Source organism: Glutamicibacter sp. BW80 (genome assembly GCF_002332385.1).
Classification (GTDB): domain Bacteria; phylum Actinomycetota; class Actinomycetes; order Actinomycetales; family Micrococcaceae; genus Glutamicibacter.
Map to the genome: position 1 here is coordinate 14,787 of NZ_NRGV01000025.1, position 15,439 is coordinate 30,225.

At 65.2% G+C, this 15,439-nt stretch carries 16 protein-coding genes and 1 tRNA gene; 11 read left to right on the forward strand and 6 right to left on the reverse strand.

Annotated features, from left to right (window positions below):
* Window positions 1-9 precede the first annotated feature (9 nt).
* From CIK76_RS19325 to CIK76_RS05885, 4 genes are all read right to left on the reverse strand, one after another.
* Complete coding sequence (locus CIK76_RS19325; protein ID WP_176484109.1) at window positions 10-183, reverse strand: antitoxin VbhA family protein; 174 nt, start codon at window positions 181-183, stop codon at window positions 10-12.
* Between the two features lie 208 nt (window positions 184-391).
* Window positions 392-475 (reverse strand) — tRNA-Leu (locus CIK76_RS05875).
* Window positions 476-741: 266 nt separating this feature from the next.
* Window positions 742-1,404: an NAD(P)-binding domain-containing protein gene (locus CIK76_RS05880; protein ID WP_096284399.1), complete on the reverse strand. Its 663-nt coding sequence runs from the start codon at window positions 1,402-1,404 to the stop codon at window positions 742-744.
* A 113-nt stretch (window positions 1,405-1,517) separates the two neighbouring features.
* Window positions 1,518-2,819 (reverse strand): Nramp family divalent metal transporter, encoded by a 1,302-nt coding sequence (locus CIK76_RS05885; protein ID WP_096284401.1) that lies wholly within the window; start codon window positions 2,817-2,819, stop codon window positions 1,518-1,520.
* A 263-nt stretch (window positions 2,820-3,082) separates the two neighbouring features.
* On the opposite strand from CIK76_RS05885, the gene CIK76_RS05890 reads away from it, so the two are divergent.
* From CIK76_RS05890 to CIK76_RS05910, 5 genes are all read left to right on the forward strand, one after another.
* The gene (locus CIK76_RS05890) at window positions 3,083-3,748 is read left to right on the forward strand and encodes a response regulator transcription factor (protein ID WP_096284503.1); all 666 of its coding nucleotides are present in this window, start codon (window positions 3,083-3,085) and stop codon (window positions 3,746-3,748) included.
* On the forward strand, window positions 3,745-5,181 hold the full coding sequence (locus CIK76_RS05895; protein WP_141393492.1) for a HAMP domain-containing sensor histidine kinase: 1,437 nt from the start codon (window positions 3,745-3,747) through the stop codon (window positions 5,179-5,181). The genes CIK76_RS05890 and CIK76_RS05895 overlap by 4 nt, the downstream gene beginning before the upstream one ends.
* Window positions 5,174-6,136 carry a TAXI family TRAP transporter solute-binding subunit gene (locus tag CIK76_RS05900; protein ID WP_255248364.1) on the forward strand — a complete coding sequence of 321 codons (963 nt, stop codon included), beginning with the start codon at window positions 5,174-5,176 and terminating at the stop codon, window positions 6,134-6,136. The genes CIK76_RS05895 and CIK76_RS05900 overlap by 8 nt, the downstream gene beginning before the upstream one ends.
* A 79-nt stretch (window positions 6,137-6,215) precedes the next feature.
* Window positions 6,216-7,532: a M20/M25/M40 family metallo-hydrolase gene (locus tag CIK76_RS05905; protein ID WP_096284405.1), complete on the forward strand. Its 1,317-nt coding sequence runs from the start codon at window positions 6,216-6,218 to the stop codon at window positions 7,530-7,532.
* Window positions 7,533-7,543: 11 nt separating this feature from the next.
* Entirely contained in the window at window positions 7,544-8,683 is a 1,140-nt protein-coding gene (locus CIK76_RS05910) for an acyl-CoA dehydrogenase family protein (protein WP_096284407.1), read from the forward strand.
* On the opposite strand, the gene CIK76_RS05915 is transcribed toward CIK76_RS05910, so the two are convergent.
* Window positions 8,672-8,914, reverse strand: a complete 243-nt coding sequence (locus tag CIK76_RS05915) for a DUF5703 family protein (RefSeq protein ID WP_096284409.1) — start codon at window positions 8,912-8,914, stop codon at window positions 8,672-8,674. The genes CIK76_RS05910 and CIK76_RS05915 overlap by 12 nt on opposite strands.
* Before the next feature lie 44 nt (window positions 8,915-8,958).
* Between CIK76_RS05915 and CIK76_RS05920 the strand changes: the two genes are divergently transcribed.
* The 3 genes from CIK76_RS05920 to mshC all read left to right on the forward strand — a co-directional run bounded on the left by CIK76_RS05920 (window position 8,959) and on the right by mshC (window position 11,433).
* The gene (locus tag CIK76_RS05920; RefSeq protein ID WP_096284411.1) at window positions 8,959-9,177 is read left to right on the forward strand and encodes a hypothetical protein; all 219 of its coding nucleotides are present in this window, start codon (window positions 8,959-8,961) and stop codon (window positions 9,175-9,177) included.
* Between the two features lie 78 nt (window positions 9,178-9,255).
* Window positions 9,256-10,080, forward strand: coding sequence for an undecaprenyl-diphosphate phosphatase (locus CIK76_RS05925; RefSeq protein ID WP_096284413.1), 825 nt, complete (start codon window positions 9,256-9,258; stop codon window positions 10,078-10,080).
* Between the two features lie 90 nt (window positions 10,081-10,170).
* A complete protein-coding gene (gene mshC, locus CIK76_RS05930; protein ID WP_176484110.1) occupies window positions 10,171-11,433 on the forward strand; it encodes a cysteine--1-D-myo-inosityl 2-amino-2-deoxy-alpha-D-glucopyranoside ligase in 1,263 nt (420 codons plus the stop codon).
* Window positions 11,434-11,508: 75 nt separating this feature from the next.
* Here mshC and CIK76_RS05935 read toward each other — a convergent pair whose 3' ends face one another.
* Complete coding sequence (locus tag CIK76_RS05935) at window positions 11,509-12,417, reverse strand: PAC2 family protein (RefSeq protein ID WP_096284418.1); 909 nt, start codon at window positions 12,415-12,417, stop codon at window positions 11,509-11,511.
* An 83-nt stretch (window positions 12,418-12,500) separates the two neighbouring features.
* Here CIK76_RS05935 and CIK76_RS05940 point away from each other — a divergent pair, with 83 nt between their 5' ends.
* Genes CIK76_RS05940 through CIK76_RS05950 form a run of 3 tightly spaced genes read left to right on the forward strand, consistent with a single transcriptional unit; the run spans window position 12,501 to window position 15,416 of the window.
* Entirely contained in the window at window positions 12,501-13,214 is a 714-nt protein-coding gene (locus CIK76_RS05940; protein WP_096284420.1) for an HAD family phosphatase, read from the forward strand.
* Window positions 13,211-14,338 (forward strand): site-2 protease family protein, encoded by a 1,128-nt coding sequence (locus CIK76_RS05945; protein WP_096284422.1) that lies wholly within the window; start codon window positions 13,211-13,213, stop codon window positions 14,336-14,338. Before CIK76_RS05940 ends, CIK76_RS05945 begins: the two co-directional genes overlap by 4 nt.
* Window positions 14,339-14,363: 25 nt before the next feature.
* Window positions 14,364-15,416 carry a tRNA (adenine-N1)-methyltransferase gene (locus tag CIK76_RS05950; protein WP_255248365.1) on the forward strand — a complete coding sequence of 351 codons (1,053 nt, stop codon included), beginning with the start codon at window positions 14,364-14,366 and terminating at the stop codon, window positions 15,414-15,416.
* Window positions 15,417-15,439: the final 23 nt, after the last annotated feature.

Consider the following 15,439-nt stretch of genomic DNA (forward strand, 5'->3'; position numbering starts at 1 on the left):
TCGATACTACTACTTGAGGCCATATCGTTCCCGGGTAATTCTCACTAGCTCATCTGCAGTGATATCACCCGCAACGTAATTTTTTGATTCTTCAGCATATTCCGAGCTGACGGTCAAACCTTCAAGGTAAACGCTGTGAGTGGCTTCTTCCACCCAACCAGATCGCATTTCAAGTGTAGACATGTGCGCTCCTGCAAGTGTTGGTGTCTACTATTCTACCGGCGCCGGGATGCTAATCCAACTAAGACGAGCGGGTTTTCGCCTGAATAACTGAGCCGGAGCTGAGATGAATCCTCGGTGATCGCCTAGTTGGGACTTAACCCTCAGATTGCCGACGGTAGTAGTTATAAAAAATCCCCGGTTGACCGAAGTCAACCGGGGATTTCACCTGTGCGCGAAAGGGGACTTGAACCCCTACCCCCTTGCGAGGACTAGCACCTCAAGCTAGCGCGTCTACCTATTCCGCCACCCGCGCAGGTTATGCGTTGTCTGCGTTGTTATCGCTGGCAACGAAGTAAAACTTTACCACCGTCCGGCGACGTTTGCCAATCGGGCAGGATTGGCCGCCAGGGCTCCAAATTCCGCGGAATCATGCGGGAAACTCGTGTTTGATCAGTGGTTTCGCATTAATTTTCACCGAATCAGTGTTGAGCGTCACAGCAAAACGGCCGATTTCTGGGGTTCGGCGAAGGATTTGCGCCACCCCTTAGCGAAAGTGCAGTTTGTTCTGCCGGATGCAGCTTAGGCCTGCACAATCGCCCGTAGCTGCTCGGCGCCGAGTACCTGATTGAAGATCTCGCCCTCCGGTTCCATCCAGCGGCCGGCGGCAAGATCCGCCAAGCGAACCGGTTCGTACCCCAGTGCGCTGATCAAAGCCGCGGCGAGCCCAGCACCTTCGGGATCATCGGTGGCGAGCGCGAGCGCACGCCGCTGGCCGGCTTTGGCCGATCCGTCCGAGTCCAAATCCCAGTGGCTGATGTGGTTCAGCGCCTTGACGATCCGGGACTCCGGGAAATGCGCGGCAATGGCCTCGGAACTGGATAGCCCGGCCCGCAGGCTGAGTTCGAGCCAGTCTGGCAACGGCTCGTCCTGCCACCGGTTTGTCGCATCCAGCAGCACCAGATCCGCCAGGCTGTCCCGCGCCACCTCATCCAGGTCCTCCTGGGGGACCATGAGGACGACGAGGTCGACACCCGCACCGATGTCTTGGGCCGGCACCGCCTGGGCCTGCGGAGCGTACTGGGCCAGATGGTATTTCATCTGGCTCACGGGCCGCGAGGAGGCGATATTGACCGCGATGCCGGCCGACGCGGCCGCACGAGCCAACGCGGTGCCCGCGCGGCCGGCACCCAGGATGCCAATGCGTTCAATTCGTGCCACCGCTGGGTGTGGACTCTGGCCCATATGGATCCTCCTAGCTTCGTACTTGAAGCCTAACCGCAGTTGCCGGGTTGGCGCATGAAAAAGGCCACCGGCCCGAGTGCGGAACTCGGGCCGGTGGCCTAGATGGAGATTGGCTAACCGCCAAAGAGCGGAGCGATGTTCTTCCAGAGCTGCTGGAGGCCCAGCGAGATGAACAGCAGCGCGGTAATTCCCAGTGCGATGTTTGTGTGCCAGCGGTTCGCCCATCCCTTGGGGATGCGCTTGCCGTTGAGCAGGCCCAGCAGGGTGATCGCCAGGAACGGCATGAACAGCGAGCCGAGTACGCCGTAGGCGAGAATCAGCGCGATGGGCTTGTCCAAGAGGAACAGCACCATTGGCGGGAAGGTCAGCCAGAGGACGTAGAACTTGAAGTACTTGCCGCCGGTCAGCGTGTCCTTGTGACCGGCGGGCTTCTTGCGCATGTGGCCCCAGAAGTCGGCGAACATCAGCGAAACGCCGTTCCACACGCCAATGATCGAGGAGAACGAGGCGGCCCAGAAGCCCACCAGGAATCCGGTGCCGACGAAGGTGCCGTAGCGCTCGTTCAGCACTTCGCCCAGGTCCAGCAGGCCGCGGTCGCCAGCGGAGATCGATACGCCGGCCGAGCGAACGACCTCGGCGCCGACCACGAGCATGGCGAGCACGAAGATGCCGGTCATCACGTAGGCCATCGAGTTGTCGATGCGCATCACGCGCATCCACTTCGGGGTGTTCCAGCCCTTTTCACGCAACCAGTAGCCATAGGCGGCCAGGGTGATGGTGCCGCCGACGCCGCCGGCCAGGGCGAGGGTATAGACCACGCCGCCGGATGGGATCATCGGCACCAGGCCCTTGAGCATTTCCGGAACGTTCGGCACCGCGATAATCGCCAAGCCGACGACGGTGACGAACATGATGCCCACGAGGACCGCGGTGACCTTCTCGAAGAAGGAGTAGCGGCCGAACCAGACCATGGCAAAGCCGGCAAGGCCCATCAGCACGGCCCATATTTTCAGGTCCACCGCGGGGAAGAGGGCCGCCAGCGGCATCGCCGCCGAGCTCATCGCGGTGGCGCCGTAAACGAAGCCCCAGAGGATGATGTAGGGACCGAAGTACCAGGTGGTCCAGCGGCCCAAGGACTTCCAGCCCTCGAAGATCGTCCGGCCGGTGGCCAGCGTGTAGCGTCCGGCGCCTTCGACCAGAACGATCTTCAGGATGACGCCCAGGATCACCGCCCACAGCAGGGCGTAGCCGTACTGGCTGCCGGCCACCAGGGTCGCGACCATATCTGCGGCGCCCACACCGGTTGCCGCAACAACCAGTCCGGGGCCGACAATCTTCCATTTTGGTGCTCTGCCGCCGTCGTGGTCGGCGTGCACCGGCGCGCCCTCGGCGCCCGGTTGATGCTGTTCGGCCATGAATGAAGTCCTTAAAGTTTTTGCTCGTATCCGGTGCGAGTACCGGGATGCCTCGGAGCTGTGGGTGTGAGCAAGAATCGACGTTGATCTTCATCACTGCCACTAGAGAGACAGATCTAATGTATGGGTGATGCGCGACATAACCAAGGCGTGCGCCAACTCTTAAGTGAATCTTAGGAAAGCAACGGGCCGGTAAGCCGCCGAAACCAGCTGATAAAGTGCTTCACAGTGCGTGGTGCACCAAGAATTGAAAGGACGTGGCCTTGCAGCTGCTCATCGTCGAGGATGACGACGCCGTCTCCACGGCCCTTGCCGACGCCGTCGCAGCTGCCGGGCACACCTCCGAATGCGTCACCCGCGGGGAGGACGCCCTGCTGCGGCACCGGGAGGCGGATATGATCCTGCTGGACCTCGGCCTGCCGGATATGGATGGGCTGGAGGTGCTGCGCAAACTGCGCCTGGTGACTACCACTCCGGTGGTGATCCTCAGCGCTCGCAACGACGAACGCAGCGTGGTGCGCGGTTTGCGCCAAGGCGCCGACGACTATCTGGTCAAGCCGATCGGGTTGACGGTGCTGCTCGCGCGCATCGAGGCGGTGGCCCGCCGGTCGCGGATGAGCTCGCCGGTCAGCGCACTGCTGCAGGTAGGGGAGCTGGGCATCGACCTGGACAAGCGCGAGGCCCAGTTGGGAGCGCGGGCGCTGAACCTGACCGCCAAGGAATTCGACCTGCTCGCGCTGCTGGCCAAGCATGCCGGCTCGGTGGTCACCCGGGAGCAGATCCTCGATGCCCTCTGGGGAGATGCCTTCGTGGCCGTTTCCCGCTCCCTGGATGTGCACCTGACCGGATTGCGCGCCAAGCTCGAGCGTCCCGGAATGATCATCAACGTGCGCGGAGTTGGCTACCGCCTCGAGGCAAGCCTCCCGTGAGATTGCGCGTCATCGCCATTCTGGGCTCGCTGCTGGCCCTGCTGGTCGTGATCGTCTCCGCGGTGCTGATGCAGAGCGCGAGCGTGGATGCGGCCCAGGATCTGCGCCTGAGCCGCGAAGCGTCGCTGAATAGATTCATCCAGTTGGGCGCCCAGGCCGAAGCCGAGGCCGAGGCCGAGCACGGCAAGCTGCAGCTGGAGATGGACACCTATTCCAAGCTCTATGACGAAGCGCTGCTGGTGCGCCTGGGCAGCGAAACGCTGACCTCCGGCCAGCTCGACCCCACGGCTCCGGAGGTGGTGCGGGCCTTGGAGAATACCGAGCTGAACCTCGCGCATACCGACATCCCCGCGATCAACCCCTTCGCCACCGGCAATGCGCTGATCGCCCGCCCCTTCGGCAACTCCACCCAGGTGCTCGGCTCGGCGCTGCTGGAGATCAACCTGGACATCTCCCGCCAGCTGGTGCTGGAACGCTGGATTTGGGTGGTGCTGTTGAGCATTGCGGCCGGGGCGGGGCTGCTGCTGCTCGCGGACCGGGTCACCGCCTGGGTGCTCAAGCCGATTCACCGGCTCAATGAAGCCACCAAGGAACTGGCCAGGACAAAGACCTCGTCCCCCTTGGAAGCCGCCGGGCCTCCGGAGCTGCGCGAGTTGGCGCACTCCTTCAGCAAGATGTCCGATGTGCTCACCGCCAGCCTCGCCGCGCAGCGGGAGCTGATTGCCGAAACCTCGCACCAGCTGCGCAATCCCGTGGCGGCGCTGCGACTGCGGGTGGATCTGCTCAAGCTGCGTCTCCCAGCGGCGGCGGACCCGCAGGCGGTGCAGGCAGTGGAGAAGGAACTGCACCGGGTGGAGTCGCTGCTGGACGCGGTGCTCCGACTGGCCAGCGCGGATCATCGGCTCTCCGAGCAGGCCGCGGGCCGCGCCCTGGCTGCCCGCGCGGCGGAGGTCGAAACGGTGAAGGTGCGCGAACTGCTGATCGAGGAAATCGAGCGGCAGTCGACGGCGGCCCGGCAAAGCGGCACCGAGCTGCTGCTGGAAACCGGGAACGAACCGGATGCTCTGCTGGCCTGCAACGGGTTCGAGCTGCAGCAGATGCTCGCCGAACTCTACGAGAATTGCCTGAAATATGCCGCCGGGGCGCCCATTGAAACTACCCTTCGGGCCGCGCCTGAACTCGTCGAGATCAGCATCCGGGACCACGGCCCCGGGCTTGGCGAAGCCCAATTGGCGCAGGTGACCGAACGGTTCTGGCGCGCGGACCCGTCCGGGGCGACCCCCGGCACCGGGTTGGGCATGGCGATCGTGGAGCGCCTGGCCCGCGCCAACTCCGGAGAGCTGCGCGTCGCGGCGGCCGAAGGCGGTGGGCTGTGCTTCAGCCTGGTGATGCCGCGCGGCCAGGCGCCGGGCGGGGGTGGCCAAGGTGGCTGAGCACGGGAACCCGAGCCGGCGCAGCGTGCTGCGCTGGGCCGGGCTGGGCGCCCTGGGTCTGCCGGCGCTGGCCTCCTGCACCAGGGGCGCGCTGATCGAGCGGCTGGATGTGGCCGGCGGCGAAAGCGGGGGCATGTACTTTGAATTCGCCAACCTGCTCGCCGCGGCCCTGGTCCGCTACGGCATCGCCGCGCACTCGGAAGCCCTGGTGACCGAGGCGAGCGTCGAGAACCTCGAGCTGCTGGAGAACGGGAAGGCCGGGCTCTCGCTGGCGCTGGCGGACACCGTGGCCCAGCACGAGCGCTCCGCGGATTCCTCGCTGGTCGCCCTGGGCCGGGTCTACCAGAACTACTACCACTGCATCGTGCGCCGCGGGAGCCGGATCCGCTCGCTGGCGGACCTCTCCGGCCAGCGGCTGGGTACCGGGGCGCCGGGTTCGGGCACCTGGGTGACCGGGCAGCGCATCCTATCCGCCGCCGGGCTGGCGGAGGAAGGAACCCAGCCCAGAGAACGCCAGTTGGGCTATGTGGCCGGACTGCAGGCCCTGGAAGCCGGGGAGATCGATGCGCTCTTGCTCTTCGGCGGAATCCCGGTCAGCTCCATCACGGCGTTGGGGCGGGAGGTGGACCTCCGGCTGATCGATCTGGCGGGGGTGCTGCCGGCCTTGCGGGCGGAGTATCCGCGGCTCTACGAGCATGTGATCATTCCGCGTTATACCTATCCGGGGGTGGCCGAGGTGGACACCGTGGGTGTAGCGAACCTGCTGATGGCCAACGCCGCGCTGCCGGCTCCGGTGGCGGCGGGAATCGTGGAGCTCTTGGTGGACCATGCGCGAGAACTGATCCCGCGCAATAGCGCCGGCATCCAATATCTCACCCCCGATACGCTGATCTCCACCGGCGGGCAGCGGCTGCATCCGGCGGCCGCAACCACCTACCGCAGGCTCCATGGCTAGCGCGGCCAACGCGCCATGGGCCGTGGGGAACTAGGGTGGATAGCAACTACGGCCGCCACCGCGAACAGAGGATCCAAAGATGCCGAGCACGCACGCCTATGAGCTCATGCAAGAAGAAGTGGTGCAGATCTGCCGCAAGCTGATCAGCATCGACACCACCAACTTCGGCGAGAACAACAGCCGCGGCGAACGCGAGGCCGCCGACTACATCGCGGGGCTGTTCGCCGAGGTCGGCCTGGCCTCGACAATCCACGAATCCGCGCCGGGACGCGCGAACCTGATCGCCAGGATCCCCGGCAGCGACCCGAGCCTGCCGGCGCTGGTGGTGCATGGGCACCTGGACGTGGTCCCGGCGATCGCCGCGGACTGGTCCGTGGACCCCTTCGGCGCCGAGCTCATCGACGGCATGATCTGGGGCCGCGGGGCGGTGGACATGAAGGGCATGGACGCGATGATCGTCGCGGTGATCCGGCGGCTGATGCGCGAGCGGATCAGCCCGCGCCGGGATCTGGTCATCGCCTTCTTCGCCGACGAGGAGGCCGGCAGCGACTGGGGCTCGATGTGGATGGTGGAGCAGCATCCGGAGGTCTTCGCCGGGGCCGGGGAAGCGATCAGCGAGGTCGGCGGATTCTCCACCGAGATCGCCGGGCAACGCGCCTACCTGGTGCAAACCGCGGAGAAGGGCATCGCCTGGATCAAGCTCGCCGCGCACGGGGTGGCCGGACACGGCTCGCAGCTCAATCCGCGCAACGCGGTGACGGCCCTGGCCGCCGCGGTGGCCCGGATCGGTGAATACCAGTGGCCACTGTCCTACACGAAAACCACCCGCGCGCTCTTCGAGGAGCTGGCGGTCATCTGCGGCACCGAATTCGACGAAGCGAACCCCGCACCGCTGCTGCAGGCCTTGGGGGATACCAGCCGCTTCGTCGGCGCCACCCTGCAGAACACCTCAAACCCCTCGGTGCTCAAGGCCGGCTACAAGCACAATGTGCTGCCCGGCTATGCCGAGGCGCTGATCGATTGCCGCACCCTGCCCATGGAGCACGAATCCACCATCGAGAAACTGCGCGAGCTGGCCGGCGAGCACGTGGAGCTCACGCTGCTCCAAGACCAGCAGTCGCTGGAGGTGCCCTTTGGCGGCGAGCTGGTCGATTCGATGGTGCAGGCGCTGGTGGCCGAGGACCCCGAGGCGGTGGTCCTGCCCTACATGCTCTCCGGCGGCACCGACAATAAGGCGCTGGCGAAGCTGGGGATCACCGGCTACGGTTTTGCCCCCTTGCAGCTGCCCAAGGATCTTGATTTCACCGGAATGTTCCACGGAGTTGACGAGCGGGTGCCGATCTCGGCGCTGCAGTTCGGAACCCGCGTCCTTGACCGACTATTGCGCAACTACTAGGAGTAGCCAACGTGCCTATCGAACAAATCCTCAGCGATGAGCTGCTGTCCCGCTTCCGCGAACGCGCCGGCGGCTATGATGCCGCCAATGCCTTTGCCACGGAGGACTTCGAGGAATTAGCGGCCCTGGGCTATCTCAAGGCCCTGGTGCCCGAATCCTCCGGCGGTTTGGGCTGGAGCTTCGAGCAGCTGGTGCTGGCCCAACGCCGGCTGGCCACCGCCGCGCCGGGCACCGCCCTGGCGATCAATATGCACCAGGTCTGGGCCGGCGTCGCCTATCTGCTCGCCGCCCGGGGGGACGCGCGCCTTCAGATGGTCACCGAGTGGATCGCCGCCGGGGAGATAATGGCCTTCGGGATCTCCGAACCCGGAAACGACTCGGTGCTCTTCGATTCGAACACCGCGGCGAGAACCCTGGCCGATGGGTCCGTCAGCTTCACCGGCACGAAGATCTTCACCTCGCTGTCCCCGGCCTTCACCCGGCTTGGCGTATTCGGCAAGGACGAGGCCAGCGGGGAACTGGTGCACGGGTTCGTCTCCCGCGGCGCCGGGGTCCGCTCGCTGGAGGACTGGGATACCTTGGGCATGCGCGCCAGCCAGTCGCACACCACCAAACTGGAAGGCGCAGTGGCCCCGGCCAGCTGGGTGCACACCCGGCTCGAGGTGGGTCCGAACGCAGATCCGCTGGTCTTCGGAATCTTCGCCTCGTTCCTCACGCTCACCGCGAGCGTATATGTCGGGATCGCCGAACGCGCCGTGGAGCTTTCGCAGGCGGCGCTGCGCCAGCGCACGCACCAGGACGGGGGCAGCTACACCCAGGACGTGCGCGCCAGGGGAGTGCTGGCCCAGGCCGGGATGCGAATGCTCAGCCTGGACGCCCTGCAGCGCGCGATCGCCGCGGATCTGGAAGGGCAGGTAGCGCACGGGCCGGGCTGGTTCCCGCGCCTGGTCACGCTGCGCACCCTCGCCGGGCAGAGCGCACGCGAAAACGTCGAGGCCGCCGGGCAGCTGCTCGGCGGCGGCGGATATTTCCGCGGCAGCGAATTCGAGCGGCTCTACCGCGACGTGCAAGCCAGCTGGTATCACCCATCCAATGCCGCCTCGGCGGAGAATACCGTGGCCAGCTGGCTGGTGGGTCCCCTAGAGCCCTGAGCGCTCCAAGGTGCTGACCACCCGGATCACCTTGCGGCGCAGCCAATATTTGCTCGCTCCGCCCTCGTAGCGCAAGGTGCGCATCAGCTCCCATTTGCCGTTATCCGAATGCTCGCGCAAGGCGGCCCGTGCCACCTGCTTGGATTCTGCAGGGAACGCGGTGATCACCAGATACTCGTAACGGTCGTCATTATTCAAGTGCAGCGGAGCCTTGATTAATTCCTGAAGCATTACACCCCTATCGAAAGAATGATTTCGGTTGTAGCGTGTGACTCATGAGCACCGAACCGAGCTACGCCCTGCAACTGCTGATCTCACGCCTCGAGCAGCACCTGACCGTAGTTTCCCAGAGCCGCGGGTCGGCCGACGCCGCGGTTGATGCGGCCTTCGGCTCGCTCGCCGAAGCGTTCGAGAGCTATGAGGATGCACTCTACGAGCAATATTCCGAACTTCTTCCGTTCACCATACCTACGGATGACGACGATGACGAGTGAGTACGGCCACGGTTTGAATTTCCCTGCGAAAGCCGTGTAATCACCAATACGCCCCTCGAAATGACGTAGTGTCAAGGGGTGAATTGGTTTGAAGCAGCTTTCCTCGGATTAATCCAGGGCCTGACAGAGTTCTTGCCCATCTCCTCATCGGCCCACTTGCGCATCGTGGGCGAGCTTTTGCCCAACGCGCAAGATCCCGGTGCGGCCTTTACCGCGATCACCCAGTTGGGGACCGAAACCGCGGTGGTCGTCTTCTTCTGGCGCGATATCGTGCGGATTATCGGCGCCTGGTTCCGGGCGATCACCGGCAAGATCCCGCATTCGGACCCGGACGCAAAAATGGGTTGGCTGATCATCGTCGGTTCCCTGCCGATCGCCATCCTGGGCCTCCTGCTCGAAGACTATATCGACTCGAACTTCCGTTCGCTGTGGATCGTGGCGACCATGCTGGTGCTCTTCGGCCTGTTCCTGGCCATCGCCGACCATTACGGCAAGCAGGAGCGCACGCTGGATAAGCTCACCGTCAAGCACGGCGTGTTCTACGGCTTCGCCCAGGCGATGGCCCTGATCCCCGGCGTGTCGCGCTCCGGCGGCACGATCACCGCCGGGTTGCTCATGGGCTATACCCGGGAAGCCGCCGCACGCTATTCCTTCCTGCTGGCCATCCCCGCGGTATACGCCTCGGGGCTGTACAAGCTGGCCAAATCCTTCTCCGAGCCCGGGGTCTACACGCTGGCGCAGACCGGATTGGCCACCGCGATCGCCTTCGTCGTGGGCTTCCTGATCGTGGGCTGGTTCCTGAAGTACGTCTCCACCCACTCCTACCGGCTCTTCGTCTGGTACCGGATCCTCTTGGGCCTGGGATTGTTCGTATTCCTGAGCCTCGGAATGATCAGCGCCTAAAACTCTGTAGCCCGCGCGGGAATAAACCTTGCGCTCGTTGACTTGCCCTTAAAGGAAGATCGTCTATACATCTGCGAAAGGATGTACTCAGTGCTCGCGTGGAAGTCTCCGCAAGTGCCACATGTTGTTGGCTCCGCACCTATTCTGGAGGTCTTCGACACCTCCAGCGGAACCAAGCAGGCCACCGCTCCGGCCGATCAGGCCAACGCCCCGGCAAGCATGTATGTCTGCGGGATCACCCCGTACGACGCCACCCATATGGGACACGCCGCCACCTACGTCACCTTCGACTTGCTGCACCGCACCTGGCTGGATAACGGCCGCGAGGTCACCTACACGCAGAACATCACCGACGTGGATGACCCGCTGCTCGAGCGGGCCACCGCCACCGGGGTCGACTGGCAGGACCTCGCCGAAGACCAGATTCAGCTCTTCCGCGAGGATATGGAAGCGCTGAACGTGATTCCGCCGCAGCACTACATCGGCGCGGTCGAATCGGTGCACTGGCTGGTTCCGGTGGTCGAGCGGCTGCTCGCCGCGGACCTGGCCTACCGGGTGCCGGCCGACGCGGACGGGGTGGAAGGGGATATCTACTTCGATACCCTGGGTTCGGAGAACGGCGCCTGGAAACTCGGCCAGGTCTCCAACTACGACCGCGAGACGATGCTCGGCTTCTTCGCCGAACGCGGCGGGGACCCGGACCGCACGGGCAAGCGCGACCCCTTGGATCCGCTGCTCTGGCGCATGGCCCGAGAAGGCGAACCCTCCTGGGCGGGCGGCGAGCTGGGCACCGGGCGCCCGGGCTGGCATATCGAGTGTTCGGTGATCGCGCGCAGGACCCTTCCGGCCCCGTTCACCGTGCAGGGCGGCGGATCGGACCTGATCTTCCCGCACCACGAATTCTCCGCGGCGCACGCCGCAGCCGATGACCAGACCGCCTTGGCCCAGGCCTATGTGCACACCGGCATGGTGGGCCTGGACGGCGAGAAGATGAGCAAGTCCCTGGGCAACCTGGTGCTCGTCTCCAAGCTGCGCGCCGCCGGGGTGGAACCGGTGGCCATCCGCGCGGTGCTGCTTTCGCAGCACTACCGGACGAACTGGTCCTGGACCGGGCAGCTGCTCGCCCAAGCCCAGGAACGCGTGGCCACCTGGCGGGCCCGGATCGCCGGCGCCGGGCTGGCCGAAGCCACCGCGCTGCTGACCCGGATCCGCTCGCGCATGGCCGATGACCTCAACGCCCCTGCGGCCTTGGAAGCCATCGACCAGTGGGCCGCCACCGCGGCCGAAGGCAGCGGGGAAGGCAGCGAGCTGCTCGCCCGCGGAATCGATTCCCTGCTGGGGCTGAAGCTCTAGCGGCAGCCTGGCTCCCCACAAACCGGTCCGCGGCGTTCGGCACCGGCTTGTGGGGAGTTTTTTATGCCCGAAGAATCAGATCTCGAAGTCCGGGCCGTGCTCTTCGCCGCGGGCGCGTCCCCGGCGGCGCAGGTAGCGTTCGAATTCGCGGGCGATGGATTCGCCGCTGGCCTCGGGAAGTTCGCTGGCATCCGAGGCCTGCTCGAGCTGCTGCACGTATTTGGCGACCTCCGGATCCGCGGCCGAGAGCTCGTCCACCCCGCGCGTCCAGGCGCCGGCATCCTCGCGGAGCTTCTGCGAGGAAACCTGCATCGGAACCAGCTCCTCGATCATCTCCACGATCGCCAGTTCCACCCGCGGGCTGGGCGCTTGGGCCACATAGTGCGAGAGCTGCGCCCAGAGCGACATGGTGGGAATGCCGTGTTTTTCGAATTCGGCCCCGAGCACCGCCGGAATCCCGGTGGGCCCCTCATAGCGGGAGGCCGAAAGCTTGAAGTACTCCTGCAACTTCGGATGATCGCTGTTGAGCACCGTGGGCACCGGCCGGGTGTGCGGCACATCGGCCAATAAGGCGCCCAGGGAGAGCACCACATGGACGTTTTCCGCCTTGGCGTGCTTCACGATCTGCGCGCAGAATCCCTGCCACCTAAAGGTCGGCTCCACCCCGACGACGAGCAGCAGATCCGCCGGGGCGAGCGGATTGTCCAACCGGTAGAGCTCGGTGGTTGGCCACTCGATGATCCGGCCTTCGGCGGTCACCCGCGACTGCGGCCGGGTGAACTGGTAGTCGTAGTAGTCGTCCTCGCCCACGGTGGCCAGATGCTTCGGGGCGCCGCTGTTCAGAATGCGGCGCACCGCGTCGCTGGCGGCCGAACCGGCATCGTTCCACCCCTCGAAGGCCGAAATCAGCACGGTGGGACGCATCTCATGTTCGGTTTGCGCAACGAAGCCGTTCAGCGTTGGTGCGTGGTATTCCTCGCTCATGACTTGCCCCTCTCCAGCCTGCGCACCGCCCCGGCAGAGGCGGCGAAGCGGTTTAGCCCCACTCTTCCATCTAGAATGGACTCATGCCAAGCACCAAATCAGCGTTCGATGCAAAAGTTCCAGCCCCCGGCCCCCACGCGGTGCTCTGGGATATGGACGGTACCCTCATCGACACCGAACCCTATTGGATCGCCGCGGAGATGGAACTGGTCAAATCCCACGGCGGAAGCTGGAGCGAGGAGCAGGCGTTCAACCTGGTCGGCCAGGCACTGCCCAACGGGGCGAAAATCCTCCAGGAGGCCGGGGTGGACCTGGGCGTCCGGGAGATCATCGATCACCTCTCCGGTCAAGTCGTCGCCGGCCTGACCAGCGACGTGCCCTGGCGGCCCGGCGCCCTTGAACTGCTGCGCGCACTGCATCGGGAGGGAATTCCGCAGGCGCTGGTGACCATGAGCGAGCGCAGCATCGTTCACGAGCTGATGGCGGCGCTGCCCGAAGGGATCTTCACCGCCAGCGTCACCGGCGAAGAGGTCACCCACGGCAAGCCGGACCCCGAACCCTACCGGCGCGGATTGGCGTTGCTCGGCGAGCGGCTCGGCCGCCGGTTCGACCCCGCACGCTGCATCGGCTTCGAGGATTCCAAGCCCGGAATCACCTCGGCCGCCGCGGCGGGACTGCACGCGGTGCTGATCCCCAACGCTACGGACCCCGGCGTGGGGAACTGGCGGCGTATCGATACGCTGGTGGACATAAATCTCAAGACGATGACCGATTGGCTGGTGCAGGTTAACGCGTGAGCGAAGCTACTGAAAAAGCCCCGGGGCTGAAACTTGGCCGCATCGGCGGGGTGCCGGTGTACCTGTCGAATTCCTGGTTCATCATCACCGCGGTGATCACCGTGGCCATCGGGGTGCAACTGTCGAATAATGCGCTGATCCCGCCGCTGGTGGCCTACCTGCTGGGTTTTGCCTGCGCCGTGGTGATCGCGCTGGCCGTGCTCGTGCACGAGGTGTCCCACGCGTTGACCGCCCGCGCCTTCAAATGGCCCGACGCGCATATTGTGCTGACCCTGATGGGCGGGCACACCCAATTCGGCTCCTTCAAGGCCAAGCCCGGGGCCTCACTCGCGGTGGCCATGGCCGGGCCGCTGTCGAATTTTGTGCTCGCCGGGCTCGCCTGGCTGGCGCTGCAGCTGCCGAACCTCGGGTTGTATCCGGGCTTGCTGCTGAACTTCTTCGTCTACGCGAACCTGCTGCTCGGCGCGTTCAACGCCCTGCCCGGCTTGCCCTTGGACGGCGGCCGGCTGGTGGAGTCCGCGGTCTGGAAGCTGACCGGCTCCCAGTTCAAGGGAACGATCGCCGCCTCCTGGGTGGGCCGTTTCATCGTCATCGGCGTCCTGGCCTGGTTCATCGTGGTGCCGTTCCTCAAGGGCGAGCAACCGCAGCTGCTGACCATGGTGGTCGGGGTGATGGTGGCGGTCTTCATGTGGCAGGCGACCACGGCGCTGATCAACCACGCCAAGATGATGCTGAACCTGCCCAAGGTGATCGCCGGGGACCTGATGTCCCCGGCCAGCGCGATGATGTCGGTGGCCACGGTGGCCGACGTGCTCACCCGCAGGCGGAACCGCGGCGGTCAGATCATCCTGGTCGACCCGCAGGGCATGCCCTGCGGCGTGGTCGACGAGCAGGCGCTGAGCCGGGTGGACCCGGCCTCGGCCGCGCAGGTGTCCGCGCTGGCGGTATCCCGCGCCCTGGGCCGCGGCGCCGTCGTAGCCCAGGACTCCGACGGCCGCCAGCTCATCGACTACCTGGCCAGCGTGAGCACCGCAGAGTACGCGGTCATCGATGCGCGCGGCACCGTGGTGGGTCTGCTGCACCAACGCAAGATCATCGCGGCCGTCACCGGCCGCAAAGCCTAAAAGCTCTACAACAAAGGAAAACTCAGTGAGTGCTCAGAACACCGCAGCGCCGCATGGCGCGAATGCCCGGCGCGGACCCTTCCGCGTCGGAGACCGCGTCCAGCTGACCGACCAGAAGCGCCGGATCAACACCATCACCCTGGAGGACGGCGGAGAATTCCACACCCACCAGGGAGTGCTGGGACATGACGCGATCATCGGGGCGCTGGAAGGCAGCGTGATCGAAAACGTCGAAGGCGTGCGCTACCAGGTGCTGCGTCCGCTGGCGAAGGACTTCGTGCTGTCCATGCCGCGCGGCGCGGCCGTGGTCTACCCCAAGGATGCCGCGCAGATCATCCAGTTCGGCGACATCTTCCCCGGTGCGCGCGTGGTGGAGGCCGGTGTGGGTTCCGGAGCGCTGTCGATCTCGCTGTTGCGCGCGGTCGGCGACCAGGGCTACCTGCATTCCTATGAGCGCCGCGAAGAATTTGCGGATATCGCCCGCGGCAATATCTCCACGGTCTTCGGCGGTGAGCACCCGGCCTGGCATTTGTCCATCGGCGACTTCCAGGAGAAGGTGCTCGAGCTGGAGGAACCGGGCAGCGTGGACCGCGTGGTGCTGGACATGCTTTCGCCCTGGGAATGCCTGGACGCGGTAGCGACAGTGCTGGCTCCGGGCGGGGTGTGGACCAACTATGTGGCCACCGTGACCCAGATGTCCCGCGTGGTGGAGGCGATTCGCGCCTCGGGGCAGTTCACCGAGCCCGAATGCTTCGAAACCATGGTGCGCGGCTGGCACGTCGATGGCCTGGCGGTCCGCCCGGATCACCGCATGGTGGCGCACACCGCATTCTTGATCACCGCCCGCCGCCTGGCCGACGCCCAGGATGGCATCCCGAAGGCCAAGCGCATCAAGGAGCACGGCTACTCGGCCGAGGACCTGAACGCCTGGACACGGGAGCATGACAAGGAGCAGTGGACCGAAACCGCGCTTGGCGAACGCGGCATTTCGCCGAAGAAGCTGCGTCGTGCCGCCAAGGACGCCAACCGTCCGAACCGGATCCGCGAAGGCGAAAACGTCTCGGATACCGAGAACTAGCGTTTCAATATGTGAACTAAAGC